Annotated in this window: 14 protein-coding genes; 7 read left to right on the top strand and 7 right to left on the bottom strand. The window is 70.1% G+C overall.

Annotated features, from left to right (window positions below; translation table 11 throughout):
* The first annotated feature begins 95 nt into the window (after positions 1–95).
* The 4 genes from AAME72_RS14645 to AAME72_RS14660 all read left to right on the top strand — a co-directional run bounded on the left by AAME72_RS14645 (position 96) and on the right by AAME72_RS14660 (position 4708).
* Positions 96–1850 (top strand): trypsin-like peptidase domain-containing protein, encoded by a 1755-nt coding sequence (locus AAME72_RS14645; protein ID WP_348787286.1) that lies wholly within the window; start codon positions 96–98, stop codon positions 1848–1850.
* A gap of 119 nt (positions 1851–1969) precedes the next feature.
* Positions 1970–3013, top strand: a complete 1044-nt coding sequence (locus AAME72_RS14650; RefSeq protein WP_348787287.1) for a glycosyltransferase — start codon at positions 1970–1972, stop codon at positions 3011–3013.
* Positions 3014–3015: 2 nt separating this feature from the next.
* The gene (locus AAME72_RS14655; RefSeq protein WP_348787288.1) at positions 3016–3834 is read left to right on the top strand and encodes a CDP-alcohol phosphatidyltransferase family protein; all 819 of its coding nucleotides are present in this window, start codon (positions 3016–3018) and stop codon (positions 3832–3834) included.
* Complete coding sequence (locus AAME72_RS14660; protein ID WP_348787289.1) at positions 3827–4708, top strand: glycosyltransferase; 882 nt, start codon at positions 3827–3829, stop codon at positions 4706–4708. Before AAME72_RS14655 ends, AAME72_RS14660 begins: the two co-directional genes overlap by 8 nt.
* Positions 4709–4760: 52 nt before the next feature.
* On the opposite strand, the gene AAME72_RS14665 is transcribed toward AAME72_RS14660, so the two are convergent.
* From AAME72_RS14665 to AAME72_RS14690, 6 genes are all read right to left on the bottom strand, one after another.
* A complete protein-coding gene (locus AAME72_RS14665; RefSeq protein ID WP_348787290.1) occupies positions 4761–5798 on the bottom strand; it encodes a hypothetical protein in 1038 nt (345 codons plus the stop codon).
* Positions 5799–5904: 106 nt separating this feature from the next.
* Positions 5905–6204, bottom strand: a complete 300-nt coding sequence (locus AAME72_RS14670) for a helix-turn-helix transcriptional regulator (RefSeq protein ID WP_348787291.1) — start codon at positions 6202–6204, stop codon at positions 5905–5907.
* A gap of 117 nt (positions 6205–6321) precedes the next feature.
* The gene (locus AAME72_RS14675; RefSeq protein ID WP_348787292.1) at positions 6322–6636 is read right to left on the bottom strand and encodes a hypothetical protein; all 315 of its coding nucleotides are present in this window, start codon (positions 6634–6636) and stop codon (positions 6322–6324) included.
* Positions 6637–6775: 139 nt separating this feature from the next.
* Complete coding sequence (locus AAME72_RS14680; protein WP_348787293.1) at positions 6776–7510, bottom strand: ABC transporter ATP-binding protein; 735 nt, start codon at positions 7508–7510, stop codon at positions 6776–6778.
* Positions 7511–8395, bottom strand: a complete 885-nt coding sequence (locus tag AAME72_RS14685) for an ABC transporter permease (protein ID WP_348787294.1) — start codon at positions 8393–8395, stop codon at positions 7511–7513.
* 53 nt (positions 8396–8448) lie between these two features.
* Complete coding sequence (locus AAME72_RS14690; protein ID WP_348787295.1) at positions 8449–9141, bottom strand: phosphocholine cytidylyltransferase family protein; 693 nt, start codon at positions 9139–9141, stop codon at positions 8449–8451.
* A 378-nt stretch (positions 9142–9519) separates the two neighbouring features.
* Here AAME72_RS14690 and AAME72_RS14695 point away from each other — a divergent pair, with 378 nt between their 5' ends.
* Genes AAME72_RS14695 through AAME72_RS14705 form a run of 3 tightly spaced genes read left to right on the top strand, consistent with a single transcriptional unit; the run spans position 9520 to position 12376 of the window.
* Entirely contained in the window at positions 9520–10518 is a 999-nt protein-coding gene (locus tag AAME72_RS14695) for an ABC transporter ATP-binding protein (protein ID WP_348790144.1), read from the top strand.
* An 11-nt stretch (positions 10519–10529) separates the two neighbouring features.
* Positions 10530–12071, top strand: a complete 1542-nt coding sequence (locus tag AAME72_RS14700; protein WP_348787296.1) for a hypothetical protein — start codon at positions 10530–10532, stop codon at positions 12069–12071.
* A gap of 26 nt (positions 12072–12097) precedes the next feature.
* Positions 12098–12376 carry a DUF3039 domain-containing protein gene (locus AAME72_RS14705; protein WP_348787297.1) on the top strand — a complete coding sequence of 93 codons (279 nt, stop codon included), beginning with the start codon at positions 12098–12100 and terminating at the stop codon, positions 12374–12376.
* 24 nt (positions 12377–12400) lie between these two features.
* Here the strand turns inward: AAME72_RS14705 and AAME72_RS14710 are convergent, their stop codons facing one another.
* Positions 12401–13711, bottom strand: a complete 1311-nt coding sequence (locus tag AAME72_RS14710; protein ID WP_348787298.1) for a nicotinate phosphoribosyltransferase — start codon at positions 13709–13711, stop codon at positions 12401–12403.
* Positions 13712–13717: the final 6 nt, after the last annotated feature.

Below are 13717 nucleotides of genomic sequence, written 5' to 3' on the forward strand. Positions count from 1 at the left end.
AGTCATCGGGAGGCGGAAGGTCGCCCACAGGACGTGCAAATAGAACACCCAGGTTTGGATCCCAAGCTGTCAGTGCTTGGAAGGAGCACCACACCATGACCGACACCCCGATCTCTCCGGAGCCCGCGAAGCCCCAGCACGACGCCGACACCGACTCGGTCGTGGACGCTGCGGCCGCTCCCGCGCAGACCCCCGCCGAGGAGCGCGCCGCCGAGGCCGCCCCGGCCGCGCCCGCACCCGCCGCGGATGCCGCCCCGGCAGCCCCGGCTCCCGCCGCGGCCCCGCAGCAGCCCGTCGCCGCCGACGGCGGCTGGACCGTCCCGGCGCAGCAGCCCGCGGCGGAGCAGCCGACGGCGCAGCAGCCGACGGTGCCCCAGCCCGCCGCGCAGCAGCCGACGGTGCCCCAGCCGACGGCGCAGCAGCCCGCTGCCCACCACACGCAGCCGACCCAGCCTGTCCACCCGCAGCCGTACGGCGCTCCCACCGGCCACGCGGGCGCTCCCGACTACGGCAACGGCTCCTTCGGCCAGCCGGCCGGTCAGCCCGGCCCCTACGCCCAGGCGCCCTACGCGCAGCAGCACGGCTACGCCACAGCGCCCGGTGCCGCTCCCGCGAAGCCCAAGAAGCGCACGAACACCGGTCTGATCATCGCGACCCTGGCCATCGGCGCACTCGTCGGCGGCGTCGCCGGCGCCGGGGCGGGCATCGGCCTGTACTCGGCCACGTCGAACAACGCCACGATCAAGACCGTCTCCGGCCCGCAGAACATCACGGTGAACGACACCAACAACGCGACCACCATCACCGCCGTGGCGGCGAAGGCGTCGCCGAGCGTCGTTACGATCAACGTGAGCGCCTCGAGCGAGGGCGGCACCGGCTCCGGCATCGTGCTCACCTCGGACGGCTACGTCCTCACCAACACCCACGTCGTCACCCTCGACGGCCAGGCCTCCGACGTCAACGTCTCCGTCACCGACAACGACGGCAAGATCTACTCGGCGAAGATCGTCGGCACCGACCCGACCACCGACCTCGCGGTGATCAAGCTCGACGGAGCGTCCGGCATGACGCCGATGGCGTGGGCCGATTCCAGCAAGCTCAACGTCGGCGACACCACCGTCGCGATCGGCGCGCCGCTCGGCCTGTCCGGCACCGTCACCGACGGCATCGTCAGCGCGCTCAACCGGTCCATCAGCATCGCGTCCTCCGCGGCGCCGAAGTCGAGCGACGGGACCGACGGCAACGGCAACGGCAACAACGGCCAGCAGAACCCGTTCAACTTCGACTTCCCCGGTCAGGGCAACGGATCCACCCAGCAGCAGAGCTCGTCCGGCACGATCTCGCTCCCTGTCATCCAGACCGACGCGTCGATCAACCCCGGGAACTCGGGCGGCGCTCTGCTGAACAGCAAGGGCGAGCTGATCGGCGTGAACGTCGCGATCGCGAGCGCGGGTGGCAGCAGCTCCTCGAGCGGCCAGTCCGGGAGCATCGGCGTCGGCTTCGCCATCCCGTCGGACCTCGCCAAGCGCGTCTCGGACGAGATCATCAAGAATGGCTCCGCCACTCACGGCCTGCTCGGCGCCTCCGTCGCCGACGCCAGCTCGGACAGCAAGGCCACCACTGTCGGCGCCCTGATCAAGAGCGTCACGAGCGGCGGGGCCGCCGCCGGCGCCGGGCTGAAGGCCGGTGACGTCGTCGTGAACTTCAACGACCTGCCGATCACCGACGCCACCGACCTCACCGCCCAGGTGCGGGCGCTGGCCGCCGGTGCGAAGGCCGACATCACCTACATCCACGACGGTCAGACGAAGACCGCGACGGTGACCCTCGGCTCGCTCACCACGAACTGATCTCCGCCCCGCCGAAGGCCGTCCCGCGCAGCGCGCGGGGCGGCCTTCCGCCGTTCTCACGGCGGGCGTGAGAGGGCGACTGGTAAGCTCGGGGCGACCCGAGACGACGAATGGATCAGATGCCGGACCACAGTGCAGACACCCTCCCTGGTGTCTCCTACGTGATGCCCGTCCTCAACGAGGCGACCCATGTCAGGGCGGCCGTCGACAGCCTCCTCGGGCAGGACTACACCGGTCCGTTCGAGGTGACGATCGCGCTCGGCCCGAGCATCGACGGCACGACGGAGCTGGTCGAGGAGCTCGCGGCGGTCGACGCGCGCATCCGCGTCGTCGACAACGAGATCGGGTCGACGCCGGCCGGGCTGAACCTCGCGATCCGCCAGTCCCGGTTCCCCATCGTGATCCGGGTGGATGCGCACAGCGTCCTGCCGCCGGACTACGCGCGCATCGCCGTGGAGACCATCCTCGAGACCGGCGCGGACAATGTCGGCGGTCTGATGGATGCGCAGGGCACGACCCCGTTCGAGAAGGCCGTCGCGCGCGCCTACGGCAGCCGCGTCGGGCTCGGCGGCACCAAGCTGCACGTCGGAGGCGAGGCGGGCCCCGCGGAGACCGTCTACCTCGGGGTGTTCCGTCGTGACCGCCTGCTCGAGGTGGGGCTGTTCGACGAGGAGATCAAGCGCGGCCAGGACTGGGAGCTGAACCGCCGCCTGCGCCACACCGGCGGGACCGTCTGGTTCACTCCGCGTCTCAAGGTGACCTACCGCCCGCGCCCCAACCTCTATCGCCTGGCCAGGCAGTTCGTCTCGACCGGAGTGTGGCGTGGCGAGCTCGCGCGGCGCTTCCCCGCCTCCAACGGCCTGCGCTACTTCGCACCCCCGGTGATGGTGGTCGGGGTCGCGGTGGGCATCCTGCTCGGCATCGGCGGCATCGTCCAGGCGGTGCTGGGCGCCGCGCCCTGGCTGCTGTGGGGCTTCGCGATCCCGGTGGCGTACCTGCTGATCGTCGTCGTCTCCGCGCTGGTCTGGGGCCGTCGGGACGGCTTTTCGTCGTTCCTCTGGTTTCTCGTAGTCTTGCCCTGCATCCACTTCAGCTGGGGGATCGGCTTCATCCTCGGATACCTGTCGCTCACCAGGAACATCACGGCCCACACGGGAAGGTAGGCATGTCAGCACCGGCAACCGGAGGCCACGGCGCGCGCCCGACCTCGATCGCGGAGCTCCGAGCGGTGGCGCAGCCGCCCGAGGTCCGCGGGCGGCGCAACGCCGAGCACTGGACCGCGTCGCTGTACCTGCGGAACCTCTCGCCGTACCTCACGTGGTTCCTGCTCAAGACCTCGATCTCCGCCAACGGCGTCACCGGCCTGATGATCCTCACGGGCTGGGCGACGGCGGCGAGCCTGCTCATCCCGGGCATCGGAGGGGCGGCGCTGGCACTCGTGCTCGGGCAGCTGCAGATGCTGGTCGACTGCTGCGACGGCGAGGTCGCGCGCTGGCGCGGCACGTCCTCTCCGGCGGGCATCTTCCTCGACAACGTCGGGCACTACACGACGGAGACGCTCATCGCCATCGTGCTGGGCATCCGTGCCGCCGGCTACCCGTTCGAGGCGCCGCAGGACTTCCTGTGGACCAACCTCGGCACCCTGCTCGCGCTCATCATCGTCCTGAACAAGGCCCTGAACGACATGGTGCGGGTGGCGCGGGCGAACGCCGGGCTGCCGAAGCTCGCCGACACCCAGGCGGCGTACGCGCCGACCCACGGGCTCGTCGCGACGCTGCGCCGGGCCGCCCGGTTCCTGCCGTTCCACCGGCTGTACCACTCGGTCGAGCTCACCATCCTGATCTTCGTCTTCTCGATCGTCGGCCTCTTCATCGGTGCGACGCTCGCGGATCGCATCCTGCTCTGCGCCCTGGTCCCGCTCGCCCTGCTGGCGATCGTCGGCCACTTCGTCACGATCATGTCGTCGCGGCGGGTCCGTGGCTGACCCCACCGTCGCGGTCGTGGTGCTCACCCAGGGCACCCGCCCGGTGGAGCTGCGTCACGGGCTGGACTCCGTGCTCGCACAGCGCGGCGTCAGCACCGACATCGTGGTGGTGGGCAACGGCTGGGACCCGGCGACCGCCGATCCTGCTCTTCCCGACGGCGTGCGCGCGCTCGCCCTCCCCGAGAACATCGGGATCCCCGCCGGCCGCAACCGCGGTGTGCCGCTCGTGTCGGGGGAGTGGCTGTTCTTCCTGGACGATGACGCGGACATCCCGTCGCCGACCTTCCTCGCGGACGCGATCGGCCGGCTGCAGGCCGACCCCACGATCGGGATGCTGCAGCCGCGGCTGCGCGCCCAGGACGGCAAGCCGTCGCCGCGCCGATGGATCCCGAGGATCCGCAAGGGCGACCCTGCGCAGCCGAGCGTGGTGTTCTCGGTCCTGGAGGCCGTGATCGTGATGCCCCGCGACGTCTTCGACCGCGCGGGCGGCTGGGCGGATCCGTTCTTCTACGCGCACGAGGGCATCGATCTCGCGTGGAAGGTGTGGGACCAGGACCGGACGGTCTGGTACGCGGGTGACCTCGTCGCCGAGCATCCCGCCGTCTCGCCGACTCGGCACTCCTACTACTACCGCCTGAACGCCCGGAACCGGGTGTGGCTGGCGCGCCGGAACCTGCCCGGCGTGCTCGTCCCGCTCTACGTCGGCTCCTGGACCGCGATCCAGCTGCTGCGCTGGTTCCGCAAGCCGGCCGTGCTCCGGCCCTGGTTCGCCGGCTGGGCCGAGGGCTGGAGGACCGACCCGGGGGAGCGCCGCCCGATCCGGTGGAGGACGGTCTGGCGGATGACGATCGCCGGCAGGCCGCCGATCGTCTGATCCGGTGCTCCGGCCCGTCGGCTTTCCGCTTTCCGCTTTCCGCTTTCCGCCGTCAGCCGTCGGTGCCGTCGCGCCTCTCGGGCCCGGAGCCCTCGCGAGCGGCAGAATCCCCGCCGGCGCCGCCGGCCGGTGGACCCTCGATGGACCCTGTCCGCTCGATGGGCCCCGCCCCCTCGATGGCGTGCGGGCCCCGTGCATCCGTCGCGGGTGACGTCGGGGCCTCGAGCTCGCGCTGTCTCCCGGCCCGCCGTCCCGGGAGGCGGGACGGCATCGCACTCCGCAGCACCTTGCCGGCTCGTACCACGCTCGCGCCGGCGGAGCCGCCGAGACGGCGAACCGCTCCCGGTCCCTCTGCGGGCCGCAGCGCTTCGGGGATCGTCATCGGCGGCGGTCCGAACGCCAGCCGTGAGTTGAGAACGACGCGCTTCCCGAGGATGTGGTTGCCCGTGCCGCCGACGACGGCGCCGATGCCGAACGGGATGGCGCGCGCCACGATCGAGGCGCCGCCCCGCACCGCGAACTGCCGGATGAACGCGCTCCGCAGCCTGTCGACCAGCGGCCCGACGACGATCGCCGGCAGATTCGAGGTGACGAGTTCTCCCCAGTACGCACTGCGCACGACACCGGCCCCGGTCGCCTGGCCGGCGAGCTGCCTGACCAGCTCCGTGCCTTCGCGGCCGAGCATCATCGTGAGGACGAGCGCGCGCGCACGGATCGGGTCGTCCACCGCGATTCCGTGCAACTCGCTCAGCGATTGGGCGTAGAGCGCGGTGGACTCCAGGAATCCCGCCGTCTCGAGCCCGGAGAGCGCCAGCGTGACGCCTGTCCCGATGGCCGGGATGACCGCCGTCGCTCCGACGGCAGCTCCACCGGTGGTGACCGCTGTGAGGTAGCGGCGTTCGAGCATGGCGGCGAGCTCGGCCGCCGTGGCGTCCGGATGCCTCCGACGGAGGCCGCGCAAGTGCGCGACCACCACCGGGCGCTGGATGCCGAGGAATCGGTCCAACGTGGCGTCGACCGACCGGGGCGTGTCCCCGCCGCGAGGCGGTCCGCCGGTGACGGAGACGAAAGGTTCCTGCTTCTTGGCCATCGGTACCGAGTGTAGGCGCGGTCCCTGAGGACACCACCCCACCCGGCCGGGCTGCCCGCCCCTTCCGGTTGGGCCGGCGGCCGACGGCCGGCCCACCGCCTCCGCGTCAGCGGTGGCGGTCGCGAGCCTCGATGAACGCCTGCGCCGTGAGCACATCGAAGCGGGGCGGGAGGTCGGCTGCCCCGAGACCATCGGTGAGGGTGCTGACCTCCATGCCGAGAACGGTCGCGATCCGGATGAGCGTTGTCAGACTCGGATTGGTGAGCCCGCGTTCGATCTTGCCGTAGTTGGTCACGTGGATCTGCGCGAGCTCGGCGATGGTCTCCTGGCTGAGTCCGAGTGCGATTCTTGCGTAGCGCACGCGCGAGCCGAAGACCAGGGCGGCAGGAGATGACGGTTGTCTCATATCCCATACCTATGGTGATCCTCTGCGCTGAGACCAGAGCGACCGAGCCCACTTGTCCGGGCCTCGGACTCGAATGCGCGCGAATATACGCAATGCGTGTAGACGTACGCATCGGCATCAGAAGCTGATCTGCCAGAGGTACTCGCGCCCGTCCGGAGGGAACCAGCGCAGCACGAGGACCGTGTCGCGGGCCGGCTCTCCGATGACATTGGCGCGCACGGCCTCCCCCGGCCGAACCGACGCGGGGGAGCTCACGCGCACGTCGGAGGAACCGGCGATGCTCACCGTGACGCCGCGGAGCTCCTGGGCCCCGGTGTTCACGATGCGGTAGTGCGGTGCCGCGCTGCGGTCCACCACCCAGGGGACGGGGTAGGCGGTCCGCCGCGTCTGCAGCTGAGGAAGAGGGGCGTGAAGGTTGCGAAGGTGTCTCATGGCAGCCACGGTAGTTTCGCCCTCCGACGCTCCGACCCCCGAATCGGGCGTTCAGACCCGAAGGTGGGGATAAGTCGTCGGAATTCTTTCTGTGGAGGAATCTGCTCGTGGTCAGAAATCCAATCTGACCAGCGGTTTCTCAGACGCCGTAGTCCGTGTTGTACAACTCGAGGACCTCTTCGATCGGGCCGTCCAGGACCAGCCCGCCCTTGTCCAGGTAGAGCCCGCGCGCGCAGAACCGGCGCAGGTCCTTTTCGTTGTGCGAGACGAAGAACAGCGTGCGGCCTTCGGCGAGCAGCTCCTCGATTCGTCGATAGCACTTCTCGCGGAAGCCGCGGTCGCCGACGGCGAGCACCTCGTCCACCAGCAGCACGGGCTCCTCGAGCTGTGAGATCACGGAGAAGGCGATCCGCACTTTCATGCCGCTGGAGAGGTGCTTGTACGGGGTGTCGACGAAGTCGCCGATCTCGGCGAAGCCGATGATCTCCTCGAAGCGCGCGTCCACCTGCGCCCTGCTCATGCCGTGCAGACCGGCCGTGAGGTAGACGTTGTCGCGCACCGTCAGGTCGTCCACGAAGCCGCCGGTGATCTCGATGAGGGGCGCGACGCCCTCGCTCACCCTGACCCGGCCCTCGTCCGGCAGCATGACGCCGGCGACGAGCTTCAGCAGCGTCGACTTGCCCTGGCCGTTCCGGCCGACGACGCCGATGGCCTCCCCGGATTCGACCTGGAACGACACGTTCCGCAGCGCCCAGAAGTCGTCCGGCCTGGTGCGCCGCTGCCGCGATGCGAACAGGTCCTTGAACGAACGGCGGGCCCCGCGGTTGCGGCGGAAGCGCACGCCGAGCCCGGCGACGTCGATCACGACAGCCACTCAGATCTCCTTCAGCACATCGCGCTCATAGCGCTTGAACACCAGCCAGCCGATCACGAGGATCAGCACGGACATCCCTGCGCTCACGCCGACGAGGAACCAGTCCAGCTCCTGGGCGAAGAAGGTCGCGCGGTACAGGCTGAAGATGCCCGTCAGGGGATTGAACGCCGACCAGAAGTGCAGAGAGAACAGCGTGTCCGTCGATGCGCCGGGGTGCGCGGCGACGTACGCGGCGCACTCCTTGGCGGCGATCCCGCCGCCGCACCCCCCGGGCAGGTCCCGCGCGCTGTAGATGATCGGCGACGCGTAGAAGAGGAACCGCAGCACCAGCTTGACCACCCGCTCAAGGTCACGGAAGAGGACGACCAGGGGTGCGATCAGCAGTCCGATGCCCACCGTCAGCACCACCTGGATGAGCACCGCCAGCGGGAACAGAAGGATGTCGATGTTCACCGTGGCGCCGGTGGCGATCGCGAACACCGCGAGGACCGGCAGCGAGAGCAGGAACTCGATGCCCTTGGACGCGACGATCCTGTTCACCCAGATGGTGCGCGGGATCATCGTCGAGCGGATGAGCTTCGACTCGCGCAGGAACGCCCTGGTGCTGTCCGACACCGCGCCGTTGAACCACATCCACGGCAGCAGCGCGGCGAGCAGGAACACGATGTACGGGTTCTCGCCGACCCCGCGGTGGAAGATGACGGTGAAGACGAACCAGTAGATCGCGCTCATCACCAGCGGGTCCAGGATGGACCACAGGTAGCCGAGCGCGCTCGTGGAGTACCGGACGCGCAGGTCGCGCTTGGTCAGCAGCCACAGCGAGTGGCGGTATCGCGCGAACCGGGTGCGCGGTTGGAGGCGCGCGTCAGCGGATGTACTCGTCACGGGAACCCATCGTATTGATCGAAGCTGCGTGAATCGTCACGCGGCCGCTTCGACTATACGAAAAGATTCGCGCGCTCCAGGTCCTCCTGGAAGTCCACCTCGACCGCGTAGAGGTCGGAGATGTCGACGGGCTCGACCAGCATGCGGTCCTGCTCGATCGCCAGCTCGATGCCGCGCTCGAAGTAGTCCTGATCGGCGACGCGCTGGAGCTGGCGCAGCAGGGCCGCCTTGTCCTTGCCGGAGATGTAGTTGATGCCGACGGCCTCGCCGAGCCCGCCCTTGACCGTCTTCGACAGCTCCTGGATGTAGCCCTCGGGGCCGGTCGTGTACTTGACCTCCTCGTCGGCGACCGACGAGGTGTTGACCGTGACGAAGGTCTGGTCGCGGGCGACCATGGCGGCGCCGCGGACCAGCACGGCCGGGTCGAAGACGACGTCGCCGTTCATCCAGAGCACGCCGCCCGGGGCGGACGCCTGGAGGGCGCGCATGAGGCTCTTGGAGGTGTTGGTCTGGTCGTACTGCTCGTTGTAGACGAACTCGGCGTCGGGGAACGCCTCGATGATGTGCTCCAGCTTGTAGCCGACGACGATCGTCACCGTGACGTCCTTGCCGAAGGCGGCGTGGATGTTGTCGAACTGCTGCTGCATGATCGTGCGGCCGTCGTTCAGCTCGGTCAGCGGCTTCGGCAGGCTGCGCCCGAGGCGGCTGCCCATGCCGGCGGCGAGGATCACTACCTGAGTCGTCACAATCAATCTCCTTGAGTCCGCGCGACCGAGGGGCGGCAATCGGCGCCGCGTCCGCTCGTTCCTCCGGACGTCGTCCGGAGTTCATCCGCGCTTTACGCGTATCGACACCTCGTTATGCCTCCGCAAGACTACCGGCGACCCTCGTCCGGGGGCAGGGCTTGACGGATGTCGTTGTGGGGTCGTTATCTTCCACACAGCACTTTCCAAGGCGCAGGAGGACGCTGAGAAGGGGGTGCGGGGGCTACGCATACACGGCTGTCTTGGTACGGTTGCGTGGTGAGTTCCGAGCGCGCGCGACCCGACGGCACACAGCCCGAGGAGGCCCCGGCCGAGTCCGCCGAGCCCGCTCTCACGCAGGAGCACCGAGGGGGAACCGGAATGGCCGAAGGCACGAAGGCGGAGGCGGAGTCGACGCCTCCCGCCGCGGCGCCGCGGAAGCGGGCGCCGAAGACCGCGGCGGCCGCCGCCGGCAGCAGCACGCGCACGCCGCCGCAGCGCAAGCGCACCACGACGTCGGCGAAGTCGACGACGGCGCAGCGCACGTCCACGTCGGCTGCGGCGCCAGTGGAGACCGTGCCGGCCCCGACCCCGGCTCCGGCGCCGGTCGTCGACACGCGCCCCAGCGTCCTCACCCTCACCGGCCTGCACAAGCGCTACGGCGACACGGTGGCCGTCCACGACGTGAGCCTCGACGTGCGCGAAGGCTCCTTCTACGGGATCGTCGGCCCGAACGGGGCGGGCAAGACCACCACCCTGTCGATGATCACGGGTCTGCTGCGTCCCGACTCCGGCCGTATCGTCGTCCACGGCGTCGACGTGTGGGCGGAGCCCGTACGCGCCAAGCACGTCATCGGCGTGCTGCCGGACAAGCTCCGCCTGTTCGACCGCCTCACCGGTGCCCAGTTCCTGCACTACGCGGGGACGCTGCGCGGACTGAGCGCGAAGACCGTGCGCTCCCGCTCCGCCGACCTCGCAGCCGCCTTCGGCATCGAGGACGCGCTCGGCCGGCTCGTCGCCGACTACTCCGCCGGGATGACGAAGAAGATCGCCCTCGCCGCCGCCATGATCCACTCTCCACGGCTGCTCGTGCTCGACGAGCCGTTCGAGTCCGTCGACCCGGTCTCGGCGGCGAACGTCATCGACATCCTGCAGCGCTACACCGCGGCGGGTGGCACCGTCGTGCTCTCCAGCCACGGGATGGACATGATCCAGCGCGTCTGCGACAGCGTCGCCATCATCGTCCGCGGCGAGGTGCTCGCCGCCGGGACGATCGACGAGGTCCGCGGGGAGCAGACGCTGGAGGAGCGTTTCGTCGACCTCGCGGGTGGGCGCAAGGCAGCGGAGGGCATGGAGTGGTTGCACAGTTTCTCCGACTGAAGGCACAGCTCATGGGCAACGCCTTCCGGCGGAGCCCGTGGCAGGTCTTCGGACTCGTGCTCGGCCTGCTGTACGGCGCCGCGACGACCGTCATCGTGGTGGGCGCCCTCGTGGCCGCGCGCTCGGCGCCCGATGTCGCCGCCGTGCACACGGTGCTGGTGGTGGTCGGCTCGATCGTCGTGCTCGGCTTCCTGCTGCTGCCGCTGCTGTTCGGCGTCGACGACACGCTGGAGCCGCGTCGCTTCGCCCTGTTCGGCATCCCGACCCGCCCGCTCGCCATCGGGCTGCTGCTTTCCGGGCTGATCGGCATCCCCGCGGTCGTGCTGGCGCTCTGCACGCTCGCCACCGTGATCACGTGGTCGCGGGACGCGGGCGCCGCGATCCTCGCGCTCGTCTGCGCCGCGGTCGTCGTGCTGACCTGCGTGCTCGCCTCCCGGGTGTCGACCGCTCTCGCCGCCTCCTTCCTGGCGACCCGCCGTTCGCGGGAGGCCGGTGGCGCGATCGGCATCCTCCTGCTCGTGCTGCTCGCCCCGATGATCCTGCTGCTCCTCACCGTCGACTGGGGCCGCGACGGGCTGGCGACGCTCGGCGGCTTCGCCGGCTGGCTCGCGTGGACGCCGCTCGGCGCGGCATGGAGCGCGCCGGGAGCGGCCGCGGAGGGCCGGTGGGGTGTCGCGCTGCTGCAGCTGCTGATCTCCGTCGTCGTGCTCGCCCTGCTGTGGTTCGCCTGGGAGGCTCTGGTCGCGCGGGTGCTGCGCACGCCGATCCGCGAGGCGCACACCAAGGACTACGGCGGCCTCGGCTGGTTCGCCAGGCTGCCAGGAGGTCCCACCGCCGCCATCGCCGCGCGCTCCATCACCTACTGGGGGAGGGATGCCCGCTACTGGGTCTCGCTGATGATGGTGCCGGTCATCCCGGTGTTCGTCATCGTCGCGCTGGTGCTCGCGGGGCTGCCCATCCACTGGGTCGTGCTGGTGCCGCTCCCGTTGGTGTGCCTGTTCATCGGCTGGGCGACCCACAACGACCTCGCCTACGACAGCACGGCCGTCTGGCTGCACCTGGTCTCCGGCACCAGGGGCGTCGCCGACCGGCTGGGGCGGATGTTCCCGTCGGTGCTGATCGGCATCCCCGTGATCGCCGTCGGCTCGGTGGTGACCACCGCCGTCTTCGGCGACTGGGCGGTGCTCCCCTCCGTGGCCGCCCTGAGCGGGGCCATCCTCGTGATCGGCCTCGGGCTGTCGAGCGTCTCCTCCGTGCTGTTCCCGTACCCGGCCACGAAGCCGGGCGACAGCGCGTTCAGCCAGCCGCAGAACTCGGGCGCGTTCGCCGCGCTCGCGCAGTTCTTCAGCATCTTCGCGATCATCCTGCTGTCCTCGCCGGTGCTCGTCTTCCTGGTGCTCGGCCTCACGGTGAACCCGTTCTGGCTGGGGATCGCCCCGATCGCCGCCGTCCTGATCGGCTTCGCGGCGTTCTTCGGCGGCACCTGGCTCGGAGCGCGCACCTTCGACAGGCGCGGACCCGAGATCATGGCCTTCGCGAACCGCAACGACTGACCGGTCCACGCGTTTACACTGGAAGCATGAACGACGCCAGCATCTCGGAACCGGGTGGCATGCCCACGGGCGGCGGCGCGACCACGCTCGACCGCGAGCTGGAGGAGCTCCTCCAGAACGCCGAGCCCGGTGACCACGAGCGCTTCTCGCACTACGTGAAGAAGGAGCAGATCCTCGAGTCCGCGATCACCGGTAAGCCCGTCAAGGCGCTGTGCGGCAAGATGTGGACGCCGGGACGCGACCCGGAGAAGTTCCCGGTCTGCCCCACCTGCAAGGAGATCTACGAGAAGCTGCGCGACGAGTAGCCGCGTGCGCTCTGGCGCTCCCGGTCAGTCGAAGATCGTCGGCAGCACCGGGTCGCCGCGGCCCAGCCGGAACGCCTGATCCGGCAGCTCACGCATGGCGAGCTCCCGGTGCTCGCGGGCCCGGCGCGTGCCCTCCGGACCGAGGTGCTCCCTGTGCACGTCGCCGTCGGTGATCAGGGGAACGAGGAGGTCGCGCCCGGTGTCGTCCGGGGTGTCCCCGCCCTCCACGATGTGGATGACTTCGGCGATGGCGCGCCCGTCGGCGTCGTGACGGCGCACGGGATGCTTCCTGCCGCCGATGCTCGCCTTGCCGTCCGACTTCTTGGCGACCGGGATCCACGCGCCGTCCGAGCCGTGCTCGCGGTGCGCGACGAGCTTGTAGACCATGCCGGACGCCGGATAGCCGGACCCCGTGACGACGGACGTGCCGACGCCGTAAGAGTCGACGGGGGAGGCCGCGAGAGCCGCGATGGTGAACTCGTCGAGGTCGTTGGTGACCGTGATCCGCGTCTTCGTCGCGCCGAGCGCATCCAGCTGGTCCCTGACCCGGCGCACGAGTTTGGGCAGGTCGCCGGAGTCGAGGCGTACCGCGCCGAGCTCGGGCCCGGCGACGCGCACCGCCGTGTCGATGGCCTTCTCGACGTCGAACGTGTCCACGAGGAGGGTGGTGCCGGGGCCGAGCGCATCCACCTGTGCCCGGAACGCGTCCTCCTCGCTGTCGTGCAGCAGGGTGAACGCGTGCGCGGCGGTGCCCATGGTCGGGACGCCCCAGGTGCGGCCGGCCTCGAGATTGGAGGTGGCCCCGAACCCGGCGATGAAGGCGGCGCGCGCCGCGGCGACGGCGCTGCGCTCGTTGGCGCGGCGGGACCCCATCTCGGCGAGCGGGCGGCCGATCGCCGCGGTCACCATGCGGGCGGCTGCGGAGGCGACGGCGGAGTCGTAGTTGAAGACGCTGAGGATCAGCGTCTCCAGGATGACCCCCTCGGCGAACGGCGCATCCACGATCAGGAACGGCGACCCCGGGAAGAACACCTCGCCCTCGCGATAGCCGCGGATCGTGCCGGAGAACCGGTAGTCGGCGAGCCAGTCCAGCGTCTCCTGGCGCACGACGGCGTTCTGTCGGAGATACTCCAGCTCCTCGTCGCCGAACCGGAACGCCTCCACCAGCTCCAGGAGCCGCCCCGTGCCGGCGAGGATGCCGTAGCGCCGGCCGGCGGGGAGCCGCCTGGTGAACGCTTCGAAGACGCACTCGCGCTCGTGCGTGCCTGCGAGCAGCGCGGCGTCGAGCATCGTGAGCTCGTAGCGGTCGGTCAGGAGCGCGGATGACTCGGTCACCCGACC

The organism is Leifsonia sp. NPDC080035 (assembly GCF_040050925.1).
Classification (GTDB): Bacteria; Actinomycetota; Actinomycetes; order Actinomycetales; family Microbacteriaceae; genus Leifsonia.

Excerpts from the sequence above, each read along its gene's own strand:
- AAME72_RS14675 (WP_348787292.1), bottom strand. The coding sequence starts at position 6,636 with ATGAGACACCTTCGCAACCTTCACGCCCCTCTTCCTCAGCTGCAGACG.
- AAME72_RS14665 (WP_348787290.1), bottom strand. The coding sequence starts at position 5,798 with ATGGCCAAGAAGCAGGAACCTTTCGTCTCCGTCACCGGCGGACCGCCT.
- AAME72_RS14705 (WP_348787297.1), top strand. The coding sequence starts at position 12,098 with ATGAACGACGCCAGCATCTCGGAACCGGGTGGCATGCCCACGGGCGGC.
- AAME72_RS14655 (WP_348787288.1), top strand. The coding sequence starts at position 3,016 with ATGTCAGCACCGGCAACCGGAGGCCACGGCGCGCGCCCGACCTCGATC.
- AAME72_RS14695 (WP_348790144.1), top strand. The coding sequence starts at position 9,520 with ATGGCCGAAGGCACGAAGGCGGAGGCGGAGTCGACGCCTCCCGCCGCG.
- AAME72_RS14650 (WP_348787287.1), top strand. The coding sequence starts at position 1,970 with ATGCCGGACCACAGTGCAGACACCCTCCCTGGTGTCTCCTACGTGATG.
- AAME72_RS14700 (WP_348787296.1), top strand. The coding sequence starts at position 10,530 with ATGGGCAACGCCTTCCGGCGGAGCCCGTGGCAGGTCTTCGGACTCGTG.
- AAME72_RS14670 (WP_348787291.1), bottom strand. The coding sequence starts at position 6,204 with ATGAGACAACCGTCATCTCCTGCCGCCCTGGTCTTCGGCTCGCGCGTG.
- AAME72_RS14645 (WP_348787286.1), top strand. The coding sequence starts at position 96 with ATGACCGACACCCCGATCTCTCCGGAGCCCGCGAAGCCCCAGCACGAC.